Origin of the sequence: Terasakiella sp. (assembly GCF_048267425.1) — a bacterium.
GTDB lineage: Bacteria > Pseudomonadota > Alphaproteobacteria > Rhodospirillales > Terasakiellaceae > Terasakiella.
Genome location: NZ_JBLWXN010000004.1, coordinates 166,840 through 188,742 on the forward strand (window position 1 = coordinate 166,840; position 21,903 = coordinate 188,742).

The window sequence follows — 21,903 nt, forward strand, 5'->3', positions numbered from 1 at the left end:
TCACCATGGCACCATTGCCATAGCGTCGCGTAAACCAGAAACGAGTCCAGACAGGAGCATTCCCCCTTAACCTATCCGCCGTAGCCGATCGCGTCGGCTACGGCTTTACCGCTGTGTCCTTGATTTCTTCCGAGGGATGCTTCCACTCTTCCGTCTTCTTCGGAGCAGCAGTTGGTAGGGACCGAAGTCCCCGCAAGCCAAAGGCTTCGGGTAATGCGACATCTCGCCACTTAACGAAACGATCATAGCAATGCTATTCGCAATATGCAATACAATATTCGCTGCTGGCGAACTTTGGTGTGTGATTGTTTGTGGGTTCCGTCGAAAGCCTCTAAAGGAACTATGCCCTACATGCCCTATTGCAAATTTCAGGCATGAAAAAAGCCTTGAAAAACAAGGCTTTTTTCATTTTGGTCGGGACAGCGGGACTCCGACCGTAACTGATAAAGTCTTTAAATAACAATAACTTACTAAAATTAAATGTAAGTATAAAATTGATGTATGTCGTACTTACACTTACATATTCGTCAAAGCTCTGTCAAATGTTCCATGTGAATTTTGGTGAAAGTATTCCCGATGGGTATATGCCCGATGGGTATATGGATGTTTGGATGAGTCTCAGGTCGTGTTTTTAAGGCTCGTAGGGAGTCTTTGTTGTGGGTGCTGCACCTACCCTAGCTGATTGAATTATCGACTCTCCTGCGGACTCTCAGGGCAAGCTGAGTAATTGACAAACTGTAGTATTCATGTTGCTCAGTGGTGTTTAGAGCTGATTATCCTTACGGGTCCTAGAGTGGTAAGATCAAGGTGGAGCTTTAGTGTTATCTACCTACTTGATAGATACCCTCAACTTATAACCAGTAATCAAAGTAGCACTGTTTTCCATTGTCATCGCAACCTTCTTCGCATCAGTTTCACGACATAACAGCGCATCATGGATTGGAAGGCATGGACAACCAAACTCAGCAAGCACCAGCATTGTTTTGACCAGTATGTCACTTTCCATCCGCTGAAGCTTATGACCTAATCCCTTTTGAAACAAATGAGCAACAGACTTATGCTTAGCCTTGATAGCGTTCTGTATTTCAGAAACTTTTGTGTCATCGTTAAAGTACTTGGCAACGCCATCAGGGTAGTTTCTCAAGCGTCCCCTGAACGTCATAGCATTGAAGATTTTCTTTAGACCTGCACGGCTGTAATCACTAACATCATAGAGGTCATCTTGAGGCGGCTCTTTGTCAGCCAAAGTGTACATAAGACAGGGCATCATCTGATTGAAATCCACTTCAGCAATCTTTTGTCCATCAATCATGAGACGACTGCGTCTATCCTTCTTTGACATGTTCTGCCACGTACCACCCCAAAGGCGACCACCACCTGCAAAGTCAACACCGTCATACATGTCATTAAAGCTCCGCACCAATTGCCTATGAACAAAGTCATGGTCCTGAGCACCTTCAAGATTTACGTCAAAGGAATGTAAGTGATTGTTGATGATAGTTAGCTCTTTTCTGAAACGATTTGTCTCATCAGTGTCAGGGTATTCCTTTAGCTTCTTTGGAATAGTGCCACTTTTGTCACGTTTCCTTGTCGGGTCTTCAGTTTTAAGAATGATGGTTTCTTCTTCGTCAATAAGGTAGTCGAAATCATCGAAGCTCAAGTCAATCTTTCTAGTCAGGTCTATCAACTTCTCAGAAGGAAATAGACGTTGCCTGTGCCAATCACTTTTAGGCTGCTTGAGTGTAACAAAGTCAGCAATATCTAATTGGTCCAAAACAACAGGGAAATCCTTGGTGATTAAGTCAGACTTATATCGACTGCTATTCATATGGACTTTCGAACGAGGCACTGCGCAGTAGTCATAATTGGAAGAAAGATAAGCATGAAGCGCGTTACAAATGATTGCATCAATGCGTTGTTCAAATCTTAACTGAGCTTCTGCTGTACGTTTGCGTTTACGTGTTTCCAGTTCCATGACCTCTTGCACAGCAAGCTGGCAGATTTCCTTTAAGTTATCTGAAGCAGCTCTTAATGCAGGCCTGAAGAGGCGGATTGTGTCATCGTCTTTATTGTTATCGGTCATTATTGAAGTTACTTTATTAAAGTTGCTTTATAAAAATTAATACATATATGTGGTGCTATTTAGCAAAACATAGATACAGGGACATAAGCCCTTTTGTTTATGAAATCCATTCAGCAAACGCGATAACACCCGCTGTTGCAGCTACCATAAGGAACAATGCAATCATTTCCTTGATGAAGATGATAGTGTCTTTGTTCATTTGTCTTCCCCTGCTTTTAGGATGCGATAAACGCTGGCTCTGGAAATATCAAGCTCTTTGGCTATGTCATTGGGCTTCATGCCTTCTTCCTTAAGCTTGAAGATATCCTTGGCCTTCTTCTGAGCTGTCTTCTGTCGCCCAACATACTTCCCTTCTGCTTTGGCTTTAGCGATACCTTCTCGCTGGCGTTCAAGCATCATGGAGCGTTCAAACTGCGCTACTGAACCAAGTACATTCAAGACAAGTTCACCAGTTGCTGTTGTCGTATCAAGACCCAGATTGTCCATGACCTTCAGGTATGCCTGTTTCTCTTTGACCGTCTCAACAATATCCCCAAGGTGCTTCATAGACCGTGCAAGCCGATCTAGTTTAGTAACATACAGAATGTCGCCTTCGCGTAGGTAGTCGATAGCCCTGTTTAACTCAGGACGCTGTGCAACAGAACTTACCTGTTCTTGAAATATCTTCTCACAGCCTATTTCTTGTAAGTCTCTAAGTTGTGCTTCAAGTCCTGCTTCCTGTTCAAGAGTACTTGTCCTTGCATATCCGATTAACATTCATCACCTCCATGTCTCACACGTCTCTTAAATGTCATAAGATTCAGAGTCTCAAAAGTCAATGCCTTTTATGTGAGACGGATACGAAAGCTGGAAAACAGTGTCACACGGGCTTGGTCATGTGAGACTGATTGAGTTCTATGGTGGGGGTTAAGTGGAAGTCCTGAAAAAGCATAGGGGTGGCCTAAGGGGGCAAAAGAGCGATACGTTATATTAATAATGCCCTCTCACATTTTTGAGGTATTTTCTCTGACCGGAGAGATGATGTGTATGGCGTATGCTGTGGGTTAAATAAGTATCACTCTGATGTTGAGCGAAAATTATCTACCATATGTCTCTAATAATGAGGGAAGGTATAGTTTTTTCAATTATAAATCTGTTTAAAGCTGTAGACTCTCAATAGATTCAATATTAAGTTTCGTCTCCAAGTTGTCAAAGAGGAAGTGAAAATTAATGGTCGTCTCTGTTGCCGAATATCTTGGTCAGCGTACTGACGTTGACTTTCCTGCAATCACGCCAGTTGAGCCAAAATCAGGTGCTATATGTCCATTCATGGACCGCCACTGCGATAAAGTATCCAAAGGGGGGCAACCTGTTTGTATGGTGCGCAAAGCTGACAATGCCATATGGATTGTATGTGAGCATCGTTTATGCGCTACCCGGACAAAGAAACAAGCTCCTTCTCCAACAGACCCCTCAAAAAATATCAATGTCCCAATCGGCTTAAATGATTATCAAGTAGATACCTTGTGGAAAATTGCAACAGTCATTTATCGTGGCGACTTCACTAAATCTGACATTGGTATTAAAAGAGAAGTCAATATTCCCTTAGCTGAAGCTGGAGTAAATTATAAAGCCGACTATGTAATGAGGAACTTTACTCAAGGAACCAAAGTGGATGAAATTCTCTTAGAAATGCAGGGCGGCGGAGAAACGAGTTCCACCGGAGCGATCACTAGACATTTGGCTAAATGGGCAAAGCAAACACCTATAACAAATGAATTCTTAAGAATACCAGTTAAGGCCAACACAATTGAAACGAATGCATGGAGGAGACAACAAGAGCAATTTCTTGTCAAGGGGAACGTGGTGAATCAAACAGGTGGCAAGCTGGTTTTTGCAGTTGGAAACGCCTTATTTGACTACCTCGAAAAACGCTTCAAGAATGCTTCATTTAGAGACTTACGTGATTACAACTGGACATTATGCATTCTGGCGTTTGTAGAGGATACAAGCTCTCCTCCGGTTTCAGGGCAGATACCCTTGAAGATAGATAAAGCCCGAATTCTTTTTACAAATTACGGCACCTTTGTCCGCTTCCTCACTGATCAAGGTGGCCCCAACCCTGAAATGTTTGATGGTGAGTTCATAATGCTTGATGGAAACATCAAGACAATTGATTAACCAATCTCGCCTTTATCTACTTTGATGATACGCTTAGCGACCCATTCCACGATTGGAACGGCAACAGCATTCCCTGCAGCTCTCACTCGATTAGAGTCCAGTTCTTTGGAAAACCTTGGAGTTCTTCGTATTCCGAAGCCGTCATTCGGCGCACAAACAGCGTCGGTGCTTCCTCTAGAGTCGAGAGTGTAGGTTTCTCCGTCTGAGCGGTAGCCTTTTGCTTGTGGCCCTGCAGTGTGCTTTCTTCCAATGCTTGCATGTTGGATAGAATAGAGATTTGTTTCTTGTAGCTTTCCTCCAAGTCTTTCGGAAGTTGTTGATCTCTCGCCTTGGCCCTGCTTATCAGTGATTGAAGTTGCTCCGGGTTCAAAAAGCACTCCAGCGGAGCGGAGGTTTCCACGACTTGCGACAATGTACACTCTACGTCGTCGCTGTGGTGTTCCAAAGTATTTTGCATCCAAGACTCGCCAAGATACGCCATACCCGAGTTCATCCAATGTTTGGAGCAAGATTCTGAAATCTTCTCCACCGTGACTGTTGAGGAGGCCGGGAACGTTTTCGAGTACCAACCAGTCAGGTTTTCTTGCGTCAACGAGTTCCGCATACTTGTAGAACAATCCACTTCGTTCTCCCTTCAATCCTTTTCGTTTACCTTGATTGGCAAGTGATACATCCTGACAAGGGAAACCACCACACCATACGTTTGCATCAGGTATTTCAGATGCGGTTAGTTTGGTTATATCTCCATGCAACGGAACGCTAGGCCAATGTTTCTTGAGAACCTTCTGACAAAAACTGTTAATCTCGCACTGAAAAACAACTTTCATGTCTGCGCGTTCGCACCCCAAATCAAATCCGCCAATACCTGCAAAGAATGAAGCTACCCGGTACTCATTTATACCTTTGGGCTGGATTCTTTTTTGCTCAGCGTCCATTAATCGCTGAACAATTTCTCCATGCGAAGCTGTTTTTACCCATACAAAAGCCTCCAGTGCATCGAGGTCGATTTGGTAGCCATCATGGTTCGACGTTTTCTCAGCTAAAATGTCACCCTTGCGAATGAACCGTCTTGTGCCTTCAATGCCCTTAACTAGCCCTTGTCCCAGCAAGTAGGCAGTTGCTTCTTTTACATTTACATATGCCATGACACGTTATATGTTCTAATTATGTTCTAAAAAAGTTTAGTTAACTTTTTGTACAACATGAATGATATATAATGCAATATATTTTTATATGTATATTTAATAAGTAAATAAAAACAATAATTTATATGATGTAAAATCAAGAGAAATATTGAAAACGGCCTGCAAATAAAAGTAGGCCGTCATTATGAGAGCTTTTCTAAATTTAATGCGACAAATCCATTTTAAAGTTGATATTCTTGAACTTATCAAGCAAGTTCTGAGTGGATTGTAACTTACGATTGGTTTGATACGATCTACAGGCTAAAATTATTCTTCAAGTTAGTTCTCCAAGTTCCTCATGCACTTCTTTGATACCCGTAAGCAATCGCTTACGTGCTTTATGACCTTTATTGTAAACCGATGCTGCCAAGGTAGGCGCACTATGGCCCATCATCCTTGACCATTGCACAGGGTCCATTCCTACGTCTTCGCATGCGCTGGAGAAGCGTCTTCTGAAAGAGTGCATATCAAACGGTGCATTTTTGAAAGTGCTTGTCCTGATGCGGTTAATGGTCTTTTGAAGATTATGGTACTTCTTGTTGTCTTCCCCTGCTCTAGTTAGTTCAGGGAATAGTTCATTGTTTTCAGCGGCTTTTACACGCTGTTGAAGTGCTTTGATTGCTTCAGGTGATACGATGGGTAGAATGCGTGTGTTTGCTTCAGACTTTCCGCTGATGATAGTAATCCAAACGACTTCACTTTCTTGGTCATCTTTGTCAAAGACCACTCGGTCTGTTGTCAGTTCGCATAAATCGTTGGCTCTGACACCCGTATGCCAAGCGAGAATGATAAGGTCGTTCATCGCTGACTTGTGTTTAAAGGTCCCATCATTGATAGCTCTAAGCCAAGTTTGTGCTTCTTCCCTGTAAATCGGTCTGAGGGTTTTAACTGTCTTAGGTTTCTTCCGTTCGCCCGGTGCAGAAGATGCGATACCTCGCCACGGGTTGTGATTATGGTCTTCAAAATATCCACGCATGCCGCACCAGCGCCATAGGGACGACAGGGCCTTAAGTTTGGCATTGTATGTCTTTGGGGCGTATGGACGTTTTGTTTTGGGTGACAGGGTTTGCTTCAGGTATTCGAAGTAATCCCCTGCCCTGCGCCTTGTCAGATCAGCTATGGGAACATCACCGCCCCAATCAATGAACTCTTTTACTGCGATTTTATACCTGTTGAGCGTGCTTTGCTGGATACCGTCAGACGCTTGAAGCCATTGATCAAGTGCCATCGAGACAGGGACAACTTTACGCGTGGCAATGTCATAGTATTGTTTCGCCGTTGTATAGCCCTTTTGTCTTTCGATCTCTTCAGCTTTAGAGATCAGATAAACCTCTTCGGGGTCATCATCTGGGTTGATTGTAACAGCAAGATTCGCAGCTTCTTTAAGTGGGTCGATACGATCAAATACTTCTTTTTGGATTTGGATGAGGACTTTATGTTTGCGTCGGTTGGCTTCGTGAATGTCCTTTGTGCCAAGCCCTCGGACAATCTCACGCTTGCCGATCAGTTCTCTGAACTCATCAGGGACATAATAAACAACGGCCCAACCACCGCCAGTTCGTTGTCTCAAGTTTTTTCGAATGCTCATTTCAGTACTCATGGGTGTAAGTATATACATACATCACTTAGTACTTACAAGAAGAGGAAGCCCTTGAAATTAAAGACTTCCTCTCTCTATGGTCGGGACAGCGGGATTCGAACCCACGACCCCTACACCCCCAGTGTAGTGCGCTACCAGACTGCGCTATGTCCCGACGATGTTTGTGGCGGCAATATATAGAGGGCTTTCAGGCGATGCAATGGTTAGTTTGCAAAAGTTTTCACTTTTTATGCCGCGCTCTCAATTTTGTCTTTCATAGCTTTGAGCTCACTTAAGACATCTTCAAGTTTGTTACGCTGTGTGGGGCTGAGGGCGCGTTTGACAATGATCTGAGGTTCCGGGGCATCCGGGGCGAGAATGGGTTCCGGTTCGGGCAGGTCGTTCAGTTCTTCGTAATCATGTGTCGCAAGCGGTTGAAAGTAGGAAGCCCCGCCTGTGCTTTCCTCAACCTCATCCTCAGAAATAGATTCAAGGCTTTGTTCTGGTTCCCGTTCGTCCGGTATTTGCCCCATATTTTCTGATGGGCTATCGAACAGGCTGGCTTGCTGGACCGCCGGGGCGACTTGTGCGCGCAACTGTACGGAGACGGTTGTTCTTTCCCCTTCAGCAGGTGCCGGAGTTTGTGGTTCCGGCGTTTCTGAGGTGTCATCAGATGCCGTCACGCTGCCTTCGTTGATAAAGCTGCGGGCGCCTTCTTCGCGCATGAGTTTTTGGACACCTTTAATGGTGTAGCCTTCATCATGGAGCAATGTCTGTAAACGACGCAGCAACGCGACATCGTCGGGGCGGTAATAACGTCGACCGCCCGCGCGTTTCAGCGGTTTGATTTGTGGAAACTTGCTTTCCCAAAAACGCAACACATGGGTTGCCAATCCGAGTTCCTTGGCGACTTCGCTAATCGTGCGGAACGCATCGTTCGATTTGGTCATCTATCAACTATGCGCTTTCGGCGGCATTATTGGTTTTCGTTAATACGGGCCTTGAGCACCTGAGAGGGGCGGAAGACGAGTACTTTGCGTGGCAGGATCGGCACTTCTTCACCTGTTTTCGGGTTGCGCCCGATACGTTCGCCTTTGGAACGGACGGAAAAGCTGCCGAAAGAGGAGATTTTTACCGTTTCATCATTGGCCAATGTATCTGCGATCATATCCAGAACAGATTCAAGCAGGTCCGCAGATTCATTACGAGACAAACCAACTTCTTGATAAACAGCCTCGGTCAATTGGGCGCGGGTAATGGTCTTTTCACTCATTGGGGGTCCTCGCAAAGTTGGAATAGACAGACTTAAACGGTACCTTAGGACGATTAATCCGTCAATATCAAAGGTTTGCGTAGTTGATTTTAATTTATGCTGCTTACCAGCGAATAAGGGCGGAACCCCAGGTCAAACCACCGCCCATTGCTTCGATAATCAGCAGATCTCCGCGCTTTATGCGGCCATCGCGCACGGCTTCGTCCAGTGCCAGCGGGATGGATGCGGCGGAGGTATTGGCGTGCTTATCAACCGTGACAACCACCTTGTTCGGGTCCACTTTCAGCTTTTTCGCTGTGCCGTCCAAAATACGCTTGTTGGCCTGATGGGGAACAATCCAGTCAATATCATCCGCCGTCAGGTCATTGGCGGCCAGTGCTTCTTTGACGACTTCGGCCAGATTAACAACGGCATGACGAAAGACTTCTTTGCCTGCCATGCGAACATGCCCTGTGGTCTGGGTGCTGGACGGTCCGCCATCAACCATCAAAATATCTTGGTAACGCCCGTCAGAATGCAGGTGCGTGGATAAAATACCTGCAGATTCGGCTGTTTCTTCTTCGGCGCGCAGGATGACAGCCCCTGCCCCATCGCCAAATAAAACGCAAGTTGTGCGGTCTTCCCAATCCAGCAGGCGTGTGAAACTTTCAGCCCCAATGACCAGTGCCGTTTTGGCCTGTCTGGTTTTTAGAAAACTGTCGGCAGTTGCCAGAGCATACATAAAGCCGGAACAAACCGCCTGTACATCCATTGCAAATCCGTGGGTCAAGCCAAGCTGAGCCTGTACCTTGGTCGCGGTTGAAGGAAAGGTATTGTCCGGTGTGGTAGTGCCCAGAACGATCAGGTCGATATCCTGAACATCAATCCCGGCATGTTCAATAGCTTTCAGGGCAGCTTTACGGGCCAGATCGGATGTTAGTTCACCATCTGTAACCATGTGACGCTGTTTGATGCCTGTACGTGCAGTAATCCATTCGTCACTTGTATCGACAAATTTTGCAAGATCGTCGTTTGTTACGATTTTTTCCGGAAGGTAAGAGCCGCATCCGAGGATTCTAGAACGTAAAGCCATGTGAAAGTCGCCACCAAATGTTATGAATCGTTGCCGCTGTGGGCATCCATGAGACGCTCCAGATCTTCCTTTATCAGGTCGTTGAAGCCGTGATGCACCAGATCATGTGCGACTTGGACGGCATTTGCAAACCCTAAAGCGTCTGTACCGCCATGACTTTTCACGCAAATTCCATTCAAGCCGAGGAACATTGCACCATTATAGCGGCGTGGGTCCATCTTTTTCTTGAAGTTCATAAGCGCAGGTTTTGCGATGGTTGCCCCTAATTTTCCAAGGAAACTACCGGTAAGCGCGTCTTTCAGGAAAAAACCGAGAAGTTGGGCTGTGCCTTCAATTGTTTTTAAGGCAACGTTTCCCGTAAAACCGTCTGTCACGATCACGTCGACCGTACCCAGACCAATGTCGTCACCTTCGACGAAACCGTAAAAATCGATATTTAATTTCGTGTTTCGCAAAATAGCGTGGGCTTGCTTGACCGAATCATTGCCTTTGAGGTCTTCTTCCCCAATGTTGAGGATACCGACTTTCGGCTTGGCTAGTCCCAGCACGTTACGTGCATAGACTTCGCCCATTACGGCAAATTGGGTCAGGTTGTCTGCATCGCATTCAACGTTTGCGCCCAAGTCAAGCATAACCGACCCGCCGGTGCGATGTGGCAGGTACGTTGCAATTGCAGGACGATCAATACCGGGAAGTGTGCGTAGGACAAATTTTGCCATTGCCATAAGCGCACCGGTGTTTCCGGCAGAAACAATTCCGGCAGCTTCCCCCTTTTTGACGGCATTAATTGCCAGACGCATAGATGAATTGCGGCGGTTACGAAGGGCAACGGCCGGTTTATCATCATTCGTCACGACTTCGTCAGTATGGATAACTGTCGAAATTGCTTTGACGTCAGGGTATTGAGTCAACAAAGGCTCCAACTGACGTTCATCACCCACGAGGAGAAAACGAACACCAGGGAGCTTTGTCTTGCAGATGCTTAAGCCTTTGACGACCATATCGGGCGCATCATCACCGCCCATGGCGTCAATGGCTAGCGTCATTACGTTTGACAAGAGGGTAATCCTTCCTTCGAAGCGTATTATACGGCTTCGACGTCAGTAACCTCACGGCCATCGTAGTGGCCGCATTCAGAACAAACGTGGTGTGGGCGTTTCAATTCACCGCAGTTCGGGCATTCGTTGTACACAGATGCTTTGAGAGAATCATGTGAACGACGCATGTTGCGACGGGATGTGGAAACTTTCTTCTTAGGAACAGCCATTATTCTGTACTCTTTAATATAAGCTCGACAACGAGGGAGCGGTTATTTAAACGAAAGTGTCATATAGAGCAAGCCTAAATGGCGCTATTTGTCACTTTTATTTTTCAATTCGGCTAAAACGGCAAAAGGATTGTTCGATTCAATCTCTTCTTCCGTGATTTCAGGCCCGACACCCAATTCGGTATAGGCCGTACCATCTGCGCGGGGAAAGGGATCGATTTCCAAACCCAGTTCCTCTGCCATCGCCGCGCCGAGGTCTATCACACCATCGATGATGGGATCAAGCTCCTCTGTCGCATCAATTTCAATTTCTACCTCTTTTTCTTTGTCTGGGGGCGTAATTGAGCTGTCATAGATACGCTGAAAGTCAAGATTAATAACGGTTTCAATCGGTGCGAAGGTTGCGACACATTCTTGCGTAATTTTTGCCTGTGCTTGAAAATCGCAGGCGATTTTTTTCCCGCTTAGGCGTTTTAAGGTGGCGGTTCCCTTGAAAAAAGCAATGTTTTTCAGATCAAAGCGCTCTTTAAGACCCGATAATTCCTCCCCATTGGCTTCAATGTGAATTTTCTTGGGATTAGGCCCCAACTTATCGGCTTGAAAAATATAGGTGAAGTCTTGCGTATTCATGCGTTTTTATCTCCTACAGGAGCAGGGCCGAAGGATACATTCCCTTTTAAAAGCTCGTCAATGGATGTGTTTTCAAGGTTTTTCGCCTCGCGACGCAGGTATAGCGCCATTTTTTCAAGCGATTCGTCACTTACCGGCGTTTTGCGATAAAGGTTACGATCTAGTGCAGCTTTCAACATGGCGTTCTCTTTTTCAGCCAATCCTTCTTCATACACCGTAATACGCCCGTAGAGAGCCTCTGCCATCTTGGGAACGCGTCTGGCCAGTCCCATGTCGCCAACGCCTAATTCACGCAGGTTCTGGTCCATATCGGCAAACATGAGGTCATATAGGGACTGTAGGAATTTTTCGGTGCGTTCCTGTTCGGTTTTTAATCGACGCATGACAACAAAGGTATGCAGGACGATCATATCGTAGCGCCCTTCCACGGTATCTGCGACTTCGAGATGCAGATAAAAGTCGGGATTGCGCGATTGATTGATAATCGAGACATAAAGCTTTTGTACTTCTTCGGCAAAAGCGGGCTTGGTTTTAAACAGTTTGGAAAAGATCACGATGCGCCGGGCTCCAATAAAACTTGATCATCGGGTTTTATAAGATATTGTAGGGGCTCTTATCAAAGTGAAAATCAAGGTTTGTGAGTTGCGATGTTGAAAAAGGTTCGCTCAAATACTGTTTTTGGTCTAGGTGCCTTGCTGGGGGCAGCGCTTATGCTTAATGCCTGTGGGGCGCAATATGCAACGCGGGGCAACCTTCCGACAGAACAACGCCTGTCTGAAGTGATCCCCGGTGAAGTGCATGCGCGTGATGTTGCAGAAATTCTTGGCACGCCTTCTACCTTTTCTACATTCGGGGGTGAATCCTGGTATTATATCAGCGAACGTGTCGAATATTTCGCCTTTTTAGAACCTAAAATTCTCGACCGGAAAGTGATTCGCGTCCAGTTCAGTAAAGATGGTACGGTCGAAAAGGTTGATGAACGCGACAATCAGCACACGCGCGATATTCAGTTCGTCGAACGTACCACCCCGACAGCGGGTAATGAACTGTCCTTCTTTGAACAGATTTTCGGCAACTTGGGTCGCTTCAATAAAGGTGAATAAAAACGGTATTAGCCGGGGTTATCTGCGACGGACTGGATCAGGACGTCGGAGACAACTTTGCTATCCTCTTCCCCCAAAACTTTATATGTGATGCGTTTAAGACGTCTTTTCAGGGCCGCGATATCCAATTTGTCTTTGTTACGTAATAGACGGGGCATGAAGACATAGAGGTCACGCAGATAGGCGTCTTCCAGACGGACCATCTTCGCTTTGACAACTTCTTCCTGATCCAGTGCGACTTCAAGGGCGAATTGCACTTGAATGCTGCCGGCAACGCGCTCCCCTTGGAACATGGGGATGGTAAAGGGTTTAATGGCGACTGTGGTTGTTGTCGTCTTTTTTTCCAGCTCGATCTGTTCTGGTGTTTTCTGTGGCGCTTCCTTGGGTTCAAATGGACCAAGTTTGAGGAAATAGAGCGCCCCAACGGTGCCCCCGGCCACAACAACTAACAAGACCAAGAAGAGAATAGCTTTTTTCATTCATTTTGCCCAAAGTACCCGATTAACAGGTTGTTATTATCGTCGTCCGACATGCAGATTGCAAGGTCGGCGCTTAGAAATGACGATATCCTTTTTTCAAATCAGTAAGTTGCGTGCCGTCTTCTTTGATGAGGCGGGTCTTGTTTTTGTCTGTTATTCTGCCGATCACACTGATTTTTGTGGCACTGTTTTGTGCGATTTCAACCAACTCGCTCTGTCTGTTTTGCGCGATGGAAAAAAGGAGTTCATAATCATCTCCGCCATTCAATATGAATGAAAGTAACGCAGAATCCTTTTGCAAGGCGCGTTGTGCAGCCGCGCTCAGCGGGATATCGTTGATATGAATATCGGCTGCGACGTTCATATGTTCGAAGTCTGTCATCAGGCCATCCGATATATCCAGGCAGGTGTGAGCCAACCCGATAAGTTGTTGTCCAAGTTCCACACGCGGCGTTGGGCATAGATATCGTTTGTGGAGTATGCCTGTTGGATCCTCCAACTTACCTTGGGCAACCAATAGACCGAGGGCGCTATCGCCAATGGTTCCGCTGACACACAATAAATCACCGATGCCTGCACCTTGTCTGGATAGGGATTTGCCCTGCTCTATCTCGCCAATTGCGCTGAGGCTAAGGGTTAAGGGTCCTGTTGTCCGTGTTGTGTCCCCGCCCAGCAGGTGAATACCATAACGGTCTTGCATATCGCCAAGGCCATTTGCAAAGGCACGGATCCAGTCGGTTTCTATAGTGTCGGGATAGGAGGCATTGAGCGTATAATAACGCGGCGTTGCTCCCATTGCCGCGAGGTCCGACAAATTGACGGCCAGCAATTTATGCGCGATGTCGTGTGGATGATCATCGGCAAAAAAATGAACACCGGCAATCAACGTGTCCGTTGTAATGACGTTTTCATATCCGGCTTGATGTGAAAAGACGGCCGCGTCATTTTTCAACGCAAAAGCTCCTTCGACCTTTTCAGCCAAAGGAGCCATAATTTGCGCAATCTGTTCGAATTCACCCAACACTCTTTAGGCTTTCTTGAAGTCGTCCGGGCGCAATGTTTTTGCCAGACGGTCCAAAACGCCGTTTACAAAGCCCGGTTCCGGCCCTTCAAAGAAGGCATGGGCAACATCGACATATTGTGTAATGACAACGCGCGGCGGGACATCAAGGCGAATGTAAAGTTCGTAAATGCCGCTCATTAGGATGATGCGAACAATGGCTTCCAATCGGTCAATCGTCCATTCCTGAGACAACGCACCCGAGAGCATTTCTTCCAGTTCGTCACGACGTTTGGAGACACCGCGCACAAGATCGCTGAACAATTGTTTGTCTGGTTCTGCCAAGGGGCTGGAATCACGATCTTCATCACCGTCTTCTTGCGGTGTATCCCAGCGGGTGCGCAGAAACGCAATGAGGACATCATCGACATTACTGTCGGACAGTTCCACTTCGTAAAGGGCCTGAACGGCAGCCAGTCGTGCGGAACTTCTTTTGACGGATTTATTCTTTTTCATCGGGGACGGTGTCCTTATCTGGGCAACAGGTGAAGTTGTTTTTTCAATTCGATCATTTGCAGGCAGGCTCGTGCCGCTTTACCACCAACATCTTTTTGGTCGCGATACGCACGTGCGAGGGCTTGATCCCGGTTTTCACAGGTAATCATGCCAAAACCATGTGCAAGGTTATGCTTAACGCTTAAATCCATCAGGGCGCGTGATGTTTCATCTACCACCACATCATAATGGGTCGTTTCGCCACGGATGACACAGCCCAAGCTGATGAAACCGGTGTAACGGGCACCGGCGGCCCCAATTTCCATTGCACGAATAGCATAGGAGAACGCAGAAGGAAGTTCGAAAACGCCGGGAACCTGATAACGTTTCAGCTCATACCCCTTCCCTTCGAATTCTTTTTCGACGGAGGCATAAAGCTCATCTGCGATATCATCGTAGAAACGCGCTTCAGCGACAAAAATACGCGGGGTTTCCATTTAGTCCTCCAATTGCGGGATAGGTTGTTGATCAACGATGGACAGGCCGTAACCTTCCAGACCGATGATGTTTTTGCGGGCAGAGTTGCTCAGGAGAATCATATCGCTAATCCCGAGATCGAGCAAGATTTGTGCACCTGTTCCGTAATCACGTAATTGCCCGGCTGATTTACTGCCTGTGGCGTGGGCTTCCACCCGTTCGGAAAGTGAAGCACGTTGGGGTTCGCGTAACAAGACAATGACACCGCGCCCAACATCTGAAATATGTTGCATGGCGTTATGCAGTTCTTTTGCCTTGTTGGCTGCGCAATCGCCAAGTACATCATCCAGAACGTTCAGCGCATGCATACGAACCAGAACCGGCTCATCGGTTGTAATGTCGCCTTTAATCAGGGCGACGTGTTCGGCATATTCAACGTTGTTTGTGTAAACACACATATCGAACTCGCCGCCGTAGATGCTGTTGAGTTTGGTTTCGTTTTTCTTTTCGATAATGCGATCATGTTTGCGACGATAGGCAATCAGGTCGGCAATCGTTGCAATTTTCAAGTCCAGTTTTTTGGCATATTCAACCAAATCCGGCATACGTGCCATTGTGCCGTCATCATTCATAATCTCGCAAATCACACCAGACGGGTTGAGACCTGCCAGACGGGCCACATCGACGGAAGCTTCTGTATGACCGGCACGGACCAGAACGCCGCCATCACGGGCGCGTAACGGAAAGACGTGGCCCGGTGTGGCAATGTCGGCGCGCGATGATTGTTCGGCAATAGCAACGCCGACAGTCAAGGCGCGATCTGCGGCAGAAATCCCTGTGGAAACCCCTTCGCGGGCTTCGATCGAAATGGTAAAGGCTGTTTCGTGGCGCGATGCATTGTGCGTGGTCATCAACGGCAGGCCGAGATGATCGATGCGTTCGCCCGTCATAGCAAGGCAGATCAGGCCACGGCCATGTTTTGCCATAAAGTTAATGGCATCGGCATCGGCTTTTTCGGCCGGAATAACGAGGTCACCTTCATTTTCGCGATCTTCATCATCCACGAGAATGAACATACGTCCATTTTTGGCATCTTCGATAATTTCTTCGATGCTGGACAGGTATTGGCTATATTCGCTCACTTTATTAATCGTCCTTTTCGAGCAAGCGCGCCACGTAGCGAGCCAGCATATCTATTTCCAAATTGACAAAGTCACCGACCTTGGATTTGCCAAAGGTTGTTACTTGCAGGGTATGGGGAATAATATTGATGCCGAAGATGTCATCTTCAACCTCATTTACCGTCAAAGATACGCCGTTTAGCGTAACTGAACCCTTGGGCGCAATGAAATTCTTTAATTCTTTGGGCGCTTTGAACTTAAATCGATGTGAATCACCTTCTGGTTCGATGGCGATAATTTCAGCAACACCATCAACATGACCAGAGACAATATGCCCGCCCAATTCGTCGCCAACCTTGCAGGCGCGTTCAAAATTGACAGGCATATCAACGGTCCACGATCCCATTGTGGTTTTTGAAACCGATTCAGCCGAGGCGGTAATAGCAAACCAGTTCGTTCCCTTTTCAATTACCGTCATGCAGGCGCCATTACAGGCGATCGAGGCACCGATATCAACTGTGTTCAGGTCATAAGCCGTTTCAAATTCAAATCGCGTGTCACCGTTTTTTTCAATGGTCTTTACGCGACCGAGATCGGTAATAATGCCAGTAAACATGACGTTAAATCTTTCTTTCTTTTTCAGGTAATATCTAAATCGCGCCGGCGATACAGTTCAACAAGATCCCCACCGGAGGAAAAGCTATCGGTGCGGTCAAAAAAGGGCGTATCTTCCAGGTGGTCCACCCCGAAGGCTTGTGCCGCCGGAATACCGTCATGGCCCATTATGCGTGGCGCATGCATCCATGACAGACGGTCGATCAGACGTCGGCGCAACATGGCGGCGGCCAAATGACTGCCCCCTTCGACCAGGACACGGGTCAGGCCCCGTTTTGCCAATTCTTCAGCAACCCACGACAAGGTAATGCCGCCGTCCATTTCGCTCACGTCGTCTGGCGTGATCATTTCGATCCCAGCTTCACGGTAGGCTTCGGCGCGAATATCGTCCTGATCCCCCAGTGTAATCATCCATGTGGGAATGTCTTGGGCCTGTATGACCAGATTGCTCGTCAAAGGTAGGCGCATGCGTCGATCTACCACAATGCGGACCGGAGAATGATTTTCCAGACCGGGTAAACGGCAGGTTAGTTGCGGGTTATCTTCTGTTGCCGTTCCAATGCCGACCATAATGGCATCGTGATTGGCGCGTAAAAGATGGCCCTGTTGGCGTGTCGGCGCTTCGGTAATCCACTGACTTTCCCCGGTATGAACGGCAATGCGACCATCCAGAGATGTGGCCATTTTCATAGTGAAAAGCGGACGATTTTTGAGGATACGCAGGAAGAAACCTTCGTTGATTTCCAAGGCTTCTTGTCGACAGATGTTTTGTGTAACTTCAATACCTGCGGTTTTTAGCATTTTGATGCCATTGCCGGAGACCCGTTCGTCCGGGTCTTCCAAGGCAATAACAACGCGGGCGATACCCGCATCAATTAACGCTTGCGCACAGGGGGGCGTTTGGCCGTGATGGGCGCAAGGTTCAAGCGTGACATAGGCCGTCGCACCTTGTGCGGCGTCACCGGCACGCGCCAGTGCTTCTGTTTCGGCATGGGGGCGACCGCCGGGCTGTGTCCAACCACGCCCGATAACTGTATTGTCTTTCACAATGACGCAACCAACAGCCGGGTTCGGCCAAACATTACCGAGCCCGCGTGTTGCGAGATTCAATGCGGATTTCATAAAGGCTTCATCATCGCATCGTGCGACGGGACCTTTATTTTTTATGTGTTCCCAAATTTTCGACAAAGTCCTCGAAGTCCTTTGCTTCACGGAAATCTTTATAAACAGATGCAAATCTAACGTAGGCTACTTTATCCAATTCCAGCAAAACGTCCATCACCTTTTCACCAATAGCATTGGATTGGATTTCTGTTTCGCCCGATGTTTCCAACTGACGCTGGATAGAGCTGACAATACGTTCAATTTGATCTTCTTCGACCGGACGTTTGCGCAACGAGATTCTGATAGAGCTGAGAATTTTCTCGCGATCAAATGGCGTTTTACTGCCATCGCGTTTCACGACCATCAGTTCGCGCAGTTGCACCCGTTCAAAGGTGGTAAAGCGCGATGCACATTCCGGACAATAACGGCGACGACGGATGGCTGCGCTGTCCTCGGTGGGACGCGAGTCTTTGACTTGAGTATCCTGATTACCGCAAAAAGGACAGCGCATGATCCGTTTTCCTTAGAAGTCTTTGTAGACCGGGAATTTGGCGCAAAGTTCACCGACTTTGGCGCGAACTTCCTGTTCAACGGTTTGATTGTTATCTTCACCGTTTGCGGCAAGACCGTCAAGAACGTCGCTGATCAGGTTCCCGATCTGCTTGAACTCTTCTTCCTTGAAGCCGCGTGTGGTGCCCGCAGGCGTTCCCAGACGAACACCGGATGTCACCATCGGTTTTTCCGGATCAAACGGAATGCCGTTTTTGTTACAGGTGATACCCGCACGTTCCAGTGCCGCATCCGCCATTTTACCGGTAACTCCTTTGGGGCGCAGGTCAACCAGCATCAAGTGGGTGTCTGTTCCGCCTGTAACGATATCACAGCCACGTTCAACCAATGTTGCCGCCAGAACTTTGGCATTGGCAACCACTTGTGCCGCGTAGTCTTTAAACTCGGGACGCAGAGCTTCGCCAAAGGCAACGGCCTTGGCTGCAATCACGTGCATCAATGGGCCGCCTTGCAAGCCGGGGAAAACTGCGGAGTTGATCTTTTTGCCCAGATCGACATTGTTGGACAGGATCATGCCGCCACGTGGGCCGCGCAGGGTTTTGTGAGTTGTTGTTGTAACAACATCGGCAAACGGAAGCGGGCTTGGGTGAACGCCACCGGCAACCAGACCAGCAAAGTGCGCCATATCCACCATCAACAAGGCACCGACTTTATCAGCGATTTCGCGGAAACGGGCGAAATTGATTTGGCGCGGAATGGCGGAACCACCGGCAATAATCAGTTTCGGGTTGTTTTCGATAGCAATTTTTTCAACGGCATCATAATCAATGTCTTGTGTTTCGCGTGAGACATCATATTGAACCGCATTGAACCACTTACCGGACTGTGCAGGTGGTGCACCGTGTGTCAAGTGACCGCCGGACGCCAATGTCATGCCCATAATGGTGTCGCCCGGTTGCAGCAATGCCTGAAATACGGCACCGTTTGCTTGCGCACCGGAATGCGGCTGAACGTTTACATATTCGCAGTTAAACAGTTTTTTTGCCCGCTCAATAGCGAGGTCTTCAGAAATATCCACATATTCGCAACCGCCATAATAGCGACGCCCTGGATAACCTTCAGCATATTTGTTTGTCAAAACTGAACCCTGAGCCTCGATCACAGCGCGTGACACGATGTTCTCAGAAGCGATCAATTCGATCTGGTCCTGTTGACGCCCCAGTTCTTTACGCATGGAAGCGTAGATTTCAGGGTCCGATTCAGCCAATGTGGCTGTAAAGAAGTTTTCAAAAGACATGGGCATGAGCCTTTCTTGGGAGGGGGCCGTAATTAAACGGGCGGGTTGGATAATTTCTCGACGCGCCGCGCGTGGCGACCGCCTTCAAATTCGGTATTGAGGAAGACATTCATCGCATCCAGTGCCGTTGCAACACCGATCATGCGATCACCAAAAGCAATAACATTGGCATCATTATGTTCGCGGCACATACGTGCGCCCAATGCGTCATGGATCAAAGCACAGCGGACTTCGGGGAAACGGTTGACGGCAATTGAAATGCCGATGCCGGATCCACACACGACAATACCGCGTTCGGCCTGTCCATCCTTGATGGCTTGAGCCAGTTTGTATGCATAATCGGGGTAATCGACAGAATCGGTATTGTTGCAACCGAGGTCCAAGACATCAAAGCCCTGTTTTTTCAGTTCTTCCACAAGGGTGGATTTCAGTCCAAAACCGCCGTGATCACAGGCGATTGCAATAATTTTCGATGCCATGATCCGTTATCCTCATCAATGGTCGATAGTTGGGCGATTATGTAGCACAGCCGATATAGCTTAGACAACGAAAAAGCCCGGTGCATTTTTGCTGCAGGCTCGGGGCTTTGCTTTGTTTTCGCTCTTTAGGAACGGCCTTCCCGGCGTTTTTTGGTCAGGATATATTCCAGTTTGCGTTTGGCATTGTTTTTAAGGGTGGTTTCGCCCATCGAAAGCAGGCCTGTTGCCATCGCTTCCTGCCCACTGTCGGGATCAATGGCGTGAACGCGCAGATATTTGCCGTAAACGCGCATTTCGTAATACACATGGGAAAGCGTAACGCGGTCATTCATTATGTGGATACCATATGAGAACTTAAAGAATGTTATCCTTAATGTAATGATGTTCTGTTTTTACACAATCCCCTTTTGCGCTTAAGCGTGTCTTTGCGCGTGTGAAGAAAGATGGGCCCCCTGCCCCAACGGTATGTTTTCGCACAGCTGTTTGTAAAACAAGGTCATGTCGGCCAGCTTTTCAATCCGTTGTGTACTGTCTTCGCGTATGGTGTCGATCAGGTGATGCATGTTTTTACAAATGGTATTGGCCGATTTGGCGTGATCTTGATCAATCCGTATGGATAAATCCTGTAGCGAATTTTCAATGCAATCCAGCAGATAATCTGGATCATAGCCTTCCGGGTTGTCCGGTGTCAGGCGATCCATGAGCCACGCCAACTGCACAAGGTGGCGTTCCAGCTTGATTTCGTTGAACTTACAAAGGCTGTTATGGATAGCGTGTTCCAGATCTTCTGCTCTGGCCTCATTTAAAACCTTGGCAGCAAGAGTGTTAGGCACGTCAAAAACTGGGGCGCTTTCGCCGTTTGGGTTTTGATAATTTATCCGGTCAGGGCCGACATAATCGTGGGTGACAATAAATTTGCGTCCGTAATGACACAGGGCTTTTATTGCATTTGAGATTTTTTCAATGGAAATTGGTTTTAAAAGCACATGATCACATCCGGCATGTAACAAAGCATCCCGGTTTTGCGGGGATTTATTTTGCGTTAAGACGATGATGGATAAAAATGGGTTTTTACAGTCAATTCCGTGTCGGATGTCATGGATAAAGCCTGCGACTTCTCGCCCACCAAAAGCCGCATCAAGGATCAGCAAGTCATATCTGTTTTTTTTAATCTGTTCGCGCAATTGAAATAATGTGCTGACATCACAGATTTCTTTGAATCCCAAGCCGAAAAGCCCACCGCGCAAACTGTTTCTCGTTTGTGGGTTCGGGTCTGCAAAAATGAAGTTTACATTGGCAAATTTTTGCTGCGTAAGATCGTTTTTGGGTGAGGTATTTTGTATGGATTTCCCCTGTATTTTTTTGATCTTCTCATAAAGGTTGACCGTATGGTCGGACGTTTGACGCAAGCGGGCAATAACGGTTTTTATCAACGAGTAAAGGAAGGGGTCAATGGACTGGAGTTTGTTTTCAAAGGAGGTCTTGCTAATGGCAAGAACGATTGTTTCTTCTTGTGCGGTGACGGTTGCGGAACGCGGTGCCTCTGACACAATTGCCATTTCACCGACGATACCACCTTTTTTAACCAGTGCGATGGGGATGTCAGCGCCACTTGGGCCGCGTTTTGAAACTTTGACACTACCTTCGCGGATTATATAGGCGAAGTCAGCCTGTTCGCCTTCCCGAAACAAGGTAGTGTTGGGCTTGTATGTTATGGTTTTAAATGCTTCTGTACTCATTGACTTATCCCTGTATGCCAATGTGAGAGAAACGTTGTTTTCTAAGCGTAGTTATTTATAAGTATTAATCGTATATATGATTTGTTTTAACAGTTTTAAATACCCCTATTTGGGTGATATGACACCACATCTGAGGTTTTTATCGAAAAAAATATGAAGTGACATACATCGGTGTGTAAATAAAAAGGGGAGCGTCTGATCAACGCTCCCCTTTTTAGTCGTTATGCAAAATCTGT

25 protein-coding genes and 1 tRNA gene are annotated in these 21,903 nt (G+C 47.2%); 2 read left to right on the forward strand and 24 right to left on the reverse strand.

Annotated elements, in window-relative coordinates; translation table 11 throughout:
- Positions 1 to 829 precede the first annotated feature (829 nt).
- Together ACN0VA_RS08615 and ACN0VA_RS08620 are read right to left on the reverse strand one after the other, a co-directional pair.
- Positions 830 to 2,083: a hypothetical protein gene (locus tag ACN0VA_RS08615; protein WP_417820749.1), complete on the reverse strand. Its 1,254-nt coding sequence runs from the start codon at positions 2,081 to 2,083 to the stop codon at positions 830 to 832.
- 195 nt (positions 2,084 to 2,278) lie between these two features.
- The gene (locus tag ACN0VA_RS08620; RefSeq protein WP_417820750.1) at positions 2,279 to 2,839 is read right to left on the reverse strand and encodes a recombinase family protein; all 561 of its coding nucleotides are present in this window, start codon (positions 2,837 to 2,839) and stop codon (positions 2,279 to 2,281) included.
- 453 nt (positions 2,840 to 3,292) lie between these two features.
- Here ACN0VA_RS08620 and ACN0VA_RS08625 point away from each other — a divergent pair, with 453 nt between their 5' ends.
- Positions 3,293 to 4,243, forward strand: a complete 951-nt coding sequence (locus ACN0VA_RS08625; RefSeq protein ID WP_417820751.1) for a hypothetical protein — start codon at positions 3,293 to 3,295, stop codon at positions 4,241 to 4,243.
- Here ACN0VA_RS08625 and ACN0VA_RS08630 read toward each other — a convergent pair.
- The 10 genes from ACN0VA_RS08630 to ACN0VA_RS08675 all read right to left on the reverse strand — a co-directional run bounded on the left by ACN0VA_RS08630 (position 4,240) and on the right by ACN0VA_RS08675 (position 11,802).
- A complete protein-coding gene (locus tag ACN0VA_RS08630; RefSeq protein WP_417820752.1) occupies positions 4,240 to 5,388 on the reverse strand; it encodes a DNA cytosine methyltransferase in 1,149 nt (382 codons plus the stop codon). The two genes, ACN0VA_RS08625 and ACN0VA_RS08630, sit on opposite strands and share 4 nt — an antisense overlap.
- A 313-nt stretch (positions 5,389 to 5,701) precedes the next feature.
- Positions 5,702 to 7,015: a tyrosine-type recombinase/integrase gene (locus ACN0VA_RS08635; protein ID WP_417820753.1), complete on the reverse strand. Its 1,314-nt coding sequence runs from the start codon at positions 7,013 to 7,015 to the stop codon at positions 5,702 to 5,704.
- A gap of 89 nt (positions 7,016 to 7,104) precedes the next feature.
- Positions 7,105 to 7,181, reverse strand: a tRNA-Pro gene (locus ACN0VA_RS08640).
- Positions 7,182 to 7,254: 73 nt separating this feature from the next.
- The gene (locus tag ACN0VA_RS08645; protein WP_417820754.1) at positions 7,255 to 7,956 is read right to left on the reverse strand and encodes a MerR family transcriptional regulator; all 702 of its coding nucleotides are present in this window, start codon (positions 7,954 to 7,956) and stop codon (positions 7,255 to 7,257) included.
- Positions 7,957 to 7,982: 26 nt separating this feature from the next.
- Positions 7,983 to 8,279: an integration host factor subunit alpha gene (locus ACN0VA_RS08650; RefSeq protein WP_188666020.1), complete on the reverse strand. Its 297-nt coding sequence runs from the start codon at positions 8,277 to 8,279 to the stop codon at positions 7,983 to 7,985.
- A 103-nt stretch (positions 8,280 to 8,382) separates the two neighbouring features.
- The gene (locus tag ACN0VA_RS08655) at positions 8,383 to 9,351 is read right to left on the reverse strand and encodes a beta-ketoacyl-ACP synthase III (RefSeq protein WP_417820755.1); all 969 of its coding nucleotides are present in this window, start codon (positions 9,349 to 9,351) and stop codon (positions 8,383 to 8,385) included.
- A 20-nt stretch (positions 9,352 to 9,371) separates the two neighbouring features.
- On the reverse strand, positions 9,372 to 10,409 hold the full coding sequence (gene plsX / locus ACN0VA_RS08660; RefSeq protein WP_417820756.1) for a phosphate acyltransferase PlsX: 1,038 nt from the start codon (positions 10,407 to 10,409) through the stop codon (positions 9,372 to 9,374).
- Between the two features lie 26 nt (positions 10,410 to 10,435).
- Positions 10,436 to 10,618: a 50S ribosomal protein L32 gene (gene rpmF, locus ACN0VA_RS08665; protein ID WP_083222825.1), complete on the reverse strand. Its 183-nt coding sequence runs from the start codon at positions 10,616 to 10,618 to the stop codon at positions 10,436 to 10,438.
- 84 nt (positions 10,619 to 10,702) lie between these two features.
- Entirely contained in the window at positions 10,703 to 11,248 is a 546-nt protein-coding gene (locus ACN0VA_RS08670; RefSeq protein ID WP_417820757.1) for a YceD family protein, read from the reverse strand.
- Positions 11,245 to 11,802, reverse strand: a complete 558-nt coding sequence (locus ACN0VA_RS08675; protein WP_417820758.1) for a ubiquinol-cytochrome C chaperone family protein — start codon at positions 11,800 to 11,802, stop codon at positions 11,245 to 11,247. The genes ACN0VA_RS08670 and ACN0VA_RS08675 overlap by 4 nt, the downstream gene beginning before the upstream one ends.
- A 93-nt stretch (positions 11,803 to 11,895) precedes the next feature.
- On the opposite strand from ACN0VA_RS08675, the gene ACN0VA_RS08680 reads away from it, so the two are divergent.
- The gene (locus tag ACN0VA_RS08680; protein ID WP_188666013.1) at positions 11,896 to 12,351 is read left to right on the forward strand and encodes an outer membrane protein assembly factor BamE; all 456 of its coding nucleotides are present in this window, start codon (positions 11,896 to 11,898) and stop codon (positions 12,349 to 12,351) included.
- Positions 12,352 to 12,359: 8 nt separating this feature from the next.
- Here ACN0VA_RS08680 and ACN0VA_RS08685 read toward each other — a convergent pair whose 3' ends face one another.
- From ACN0VA_RS08685 to ACN0VA_RS08740, 12 genes are all read right to left on the reverse strand, one after another.
- Complete coding sequence (locus ACN0VA_RS08685) at positions 12,360 to 12,830, reverse strand: hypothetical protein (protein ID WP_417820759.1); 471 nt, start codon at positions 12,828 to 12,830, stop codon at positions 12,360 to 12,362.
- 73 nt (positions 12,831 to 12,903) lie between these two features.
- Entirely contained in the window at positions 12,904 to 13,854 is a 951-nt protein-coding gene (thiL, locus tag ACN0VA_RS08690; protein WP_417820760.1) for a thiamine-phosphate kinase, read from the reverse strand.
- 3 nt (positions 13,855 to 13,857) lie between these two features.
- A complete protein-coding gene (gene nusB, locus ACN0VA_RS08695; RefSeq protein ID WP_417820761.1) occupies positions 13,858 to 14,346 on the reverse strand; it encodes a transcription antitermination factor NusB in 489 nt (162 codons plus the stop codon).
- A gap of 14 nt (positions 14,347 to 14,360) precedes the next feature.
- Complete coding sequence (gene ribH, locus ACN0VA_RS08700) at positions 14,361 to 14,822, reverse strand: 6,7-dimethyl-8-ribityllumazine synthase (RefSeq protein WP_417820763.1); 462 nt, start codon at positions 14,820 to 14,822, stop codon at positions 14,361 to 14,363.
- Positions 14,823 to 15,944: a 3,4-dihydroxy-2-butanone-4-phosphate synthase gene (ribB, locus tag ACN0VA_RS08705; RefSeq protein ID WP_417820764.1), complete on the reverse strand. Its 1,122-nt coding sequence runs from the start codon at positions 15,942 to 15,944 to the stop codon at positions 14,823 to 14,825.
- A gap of 4 nt (positions 15,945 to 15,948) precedes the next feature.
- Entirely contained in the window at positions 15,949 to 16,539 is a 591-nt protein-coding gene (locus ACN0VA_RS08710; protein ID WP_417820765.1) for a riboflavin synthase, read from the reverse strand.
- 23 nt (positions 16,540 to 16,562) lie between these two features.
- On the reverse strand, positions 16,563 to 17,726 hold the full coding sequence (ribD, locus tag ACN0VA_RS08715) for a bifunctional diaminohydroxyphosphoribosylaminopyrimidine deaminase/5-amino-6-(5-phosphoribosylamino)uracil reductase RibD (RefSeq protein ID WP_417820766.1): 1,164 nt from the start codon (positions 17,724 to 17,726) through the stop codon (positions 16,563 to 16,565).
- On the reverse strand, positions 17,695 to 18,153 hold the full coding sequence (nrdR, locus tag ACN0VA_RS08720; protein ID WP_188666003.1) for a transcriptional regulator NrdR: 459 nt from the start codon (positions 18,151 to 18,153) through the stop codon (positions 17,695 to 17,697). The genes ribD and nrdR overlap by 32 nt, the downstream gene beginning before the upstream one ends.
- Before the next feature lie 12 nt (positions 18,154 to 18,165).
- Positions 18,166 to 19,449 carry a serine hydroxymethyltransferase gene (glyA, locus tag ACN0VA_RS08725; RefSeq protein ID WP_417820767.1) on the reverse strand — a complete coding sequence of 428 codons (1,284 nt, stop codon included), beginning with the start codon at positions 19,447 to 19,449 and terminating at the stop codon, positions 18,166 to 18,168.
- A gap of 32 nt (positions 19,450 to 19,481) precedes the next feature.
- A complete protein-coding gene (gene rpiB, locus ACN0VA_RS08730; protein WP_417820768.1) occupies positions 19,482 to 19,928 on the reverse strand; it encodes a ribose 5-phosphate isomerase B in 447 nt (148 codons plus the stop codon).
- A gap of 125 nt (positions 19,929 to 20,053) precedes the next feature.
- A complete protein-coding gene (locus ACN0VA_RS08735; protein ID WP_417820769.1) occupies positions 20,054 to 20,260 on the reverse strand; it encodes a DUF6898 family protein in 207 nt (68 codons plus the stop codon).
- An 81-nt stretch (positions 20,261 to 20,341) separates the two neighbouring features.
- A complete protein-coding gene (locus ACN0VA_RS08740) occupies positions 20,342 to 21,667 on the reverse strand; it encodes a cyclic nucleotide-binding domain-containing protein (RefSeq protein WP_417820770.1) in 1,326 nt (441 codons plus the stop codon).
- Between the last annotated feature and the right edge of the window lie 236 nt (positions 21,668 to 21,903).

Excerpts from the sequence above, each read along its gene's own strand:
- ACN0VA_RS08735 (WP_417820769.1), bottom strand. The coding sequence starts at position 20,260 with ATGAATGACCGCGTTACGCTTTCCCATGTGTATTACGAAATGCGCGTT.
- ACN0VA_RS08680 (WP_188666013.1), top strand. The coding sequence starts at position 11,896 with ATGTTGAAAAAGGTTCGCTCAAATACTGTTTTTGGTCTAGGTGCCTTG.
- ACN0VA_RS08635 (WP_417820753.1), bottom strand. The coding sequence starts at position 7,015 with ATGAGCATTCGAAAAAACTTGAGACAACGAACTGGCGGTGGTTGGGCC.
- ACN0VA_RS08655 (WP_417820755.1), bottom strand. The coding sequence starts at position 9,351 with ATGGCTTTACGTTCTAGAATCCTCGGATGCGGCTCTTACCTTCCGGAA.
- ACN0VA_RS08625 (WP_417820751.1), top strand. The coding sequence starts at position 3,293 with ATGGTCGTCTCTGTTGCCGAATATCTTGGTCAGCGTACTGACGTTGAC.
- ACN0VA_RS08710 (WP_417820765.1), bottom strand. The coding sequence starts at position 16,539 with ATGTTTACTGGCATTATTACCGATCTCGGTCGCGTAAAGACCATTGAA.
- ACN0VA_RS08620 (WP_417820750.1), bottom strand. The coding sequence starts at position 2,839 with ATGTTAATCGGATATGCAAGGACAAGTACTCTTGAACAGGAAGCAGGA.
- rpiB (WP_417820768.1), bottom strand. The coding sequence starts at position 19,928 with ATGGCATCGAAAATTATTGCAATCGCCTGTGATCACGGCGGTTTTGGA.
- nrdR (WP_188666003.1), bottom strand. The coding sequence starts at position 18,153 with ATGCGCTGTCCTTTTTGCGGTAATCAGGATACTCAAGTCAAAGACTCG.
- ACN0VA_RS08650 (WP_188666020.1), bottom strand. The coding sequence starts at position 8,279 with ATGAGTGAAAAGACCATTACCCGCGCCCAATTGACCGAGGCTGTTTAT.
- ACN0VA_RS08685 (WP_417820759.1), bottom strand. The coding sequence starts at position 12,830 with ATGAAAAAAGCTATTCTCTTCTTGGTCTTGTTAGTTGTTGTGGCCGGG.
- nusB (WP_417820761.1), bottom strand. The coding sequence starts at position 14,346 with ATGAAAAAGAATAAATCCGTCAAAAGAAGTTCCGCACGACTGGCTGCC.
- ACN0VA_RS08645 (WP_417820754.1), bottom strand. The coding sequence starts at position 7,956 with ATGACCAAATCGAACGATGCGTTCCGCACGATTAGCGAAGTCGCCAAG.
- ACN0VA_RS08740 (WP_417820770.1), bottom strand. The coding sequence starts at position 21,667 with ATGAGTACAGAAGCATTTAAAACCATAACATACAAGCCCAACACTACC.
- ACN0VA_RS08630 (WP_417820752.1), bottom strand. The coding sequence starts at position 5,388 with ATGGCATATGTAAATGTAAAAGAAGCAACTGCCTACTTGCTGGGACAA.
- ribH (WP_417820763.1), bottom strand. The coding sequence starts at position 14,822 with ATGGAAACCCCGCGTATTTTTGTCGCTGAAGCGCGTTTCTACGATGAT.
- ACN0VA_RS08615 (WP_417820749.1), bottom strand. The coding sequence starts at position 2,083 with ATGACCGATAACAATAAAGACGATGACACAATCCGCCTCTTCAGGCCT.
- glyA (WP_417820767.1), bottom strand. The coding sequence starts at position 19,449 with ATGTCTTTTGAAAACTTCTTTACAGCCACATTGGCTGAATCGGACCCT.
- ACN0VA_RS08670 (WP_417820757.1), bottom strand. The coding sequence starts at position 11,248 with ATGAATACGCAAGACTTCACCTATATTTTTCAAGCCGATAAGTTGGGG.
- rpmF (WP_083222825.1), bottom strand. The coding sequence starts at position 10,618 with ATGGCTGTTCCTAAGAAGAAAGTTTCCACATCCCGTCGCAACATGCGT.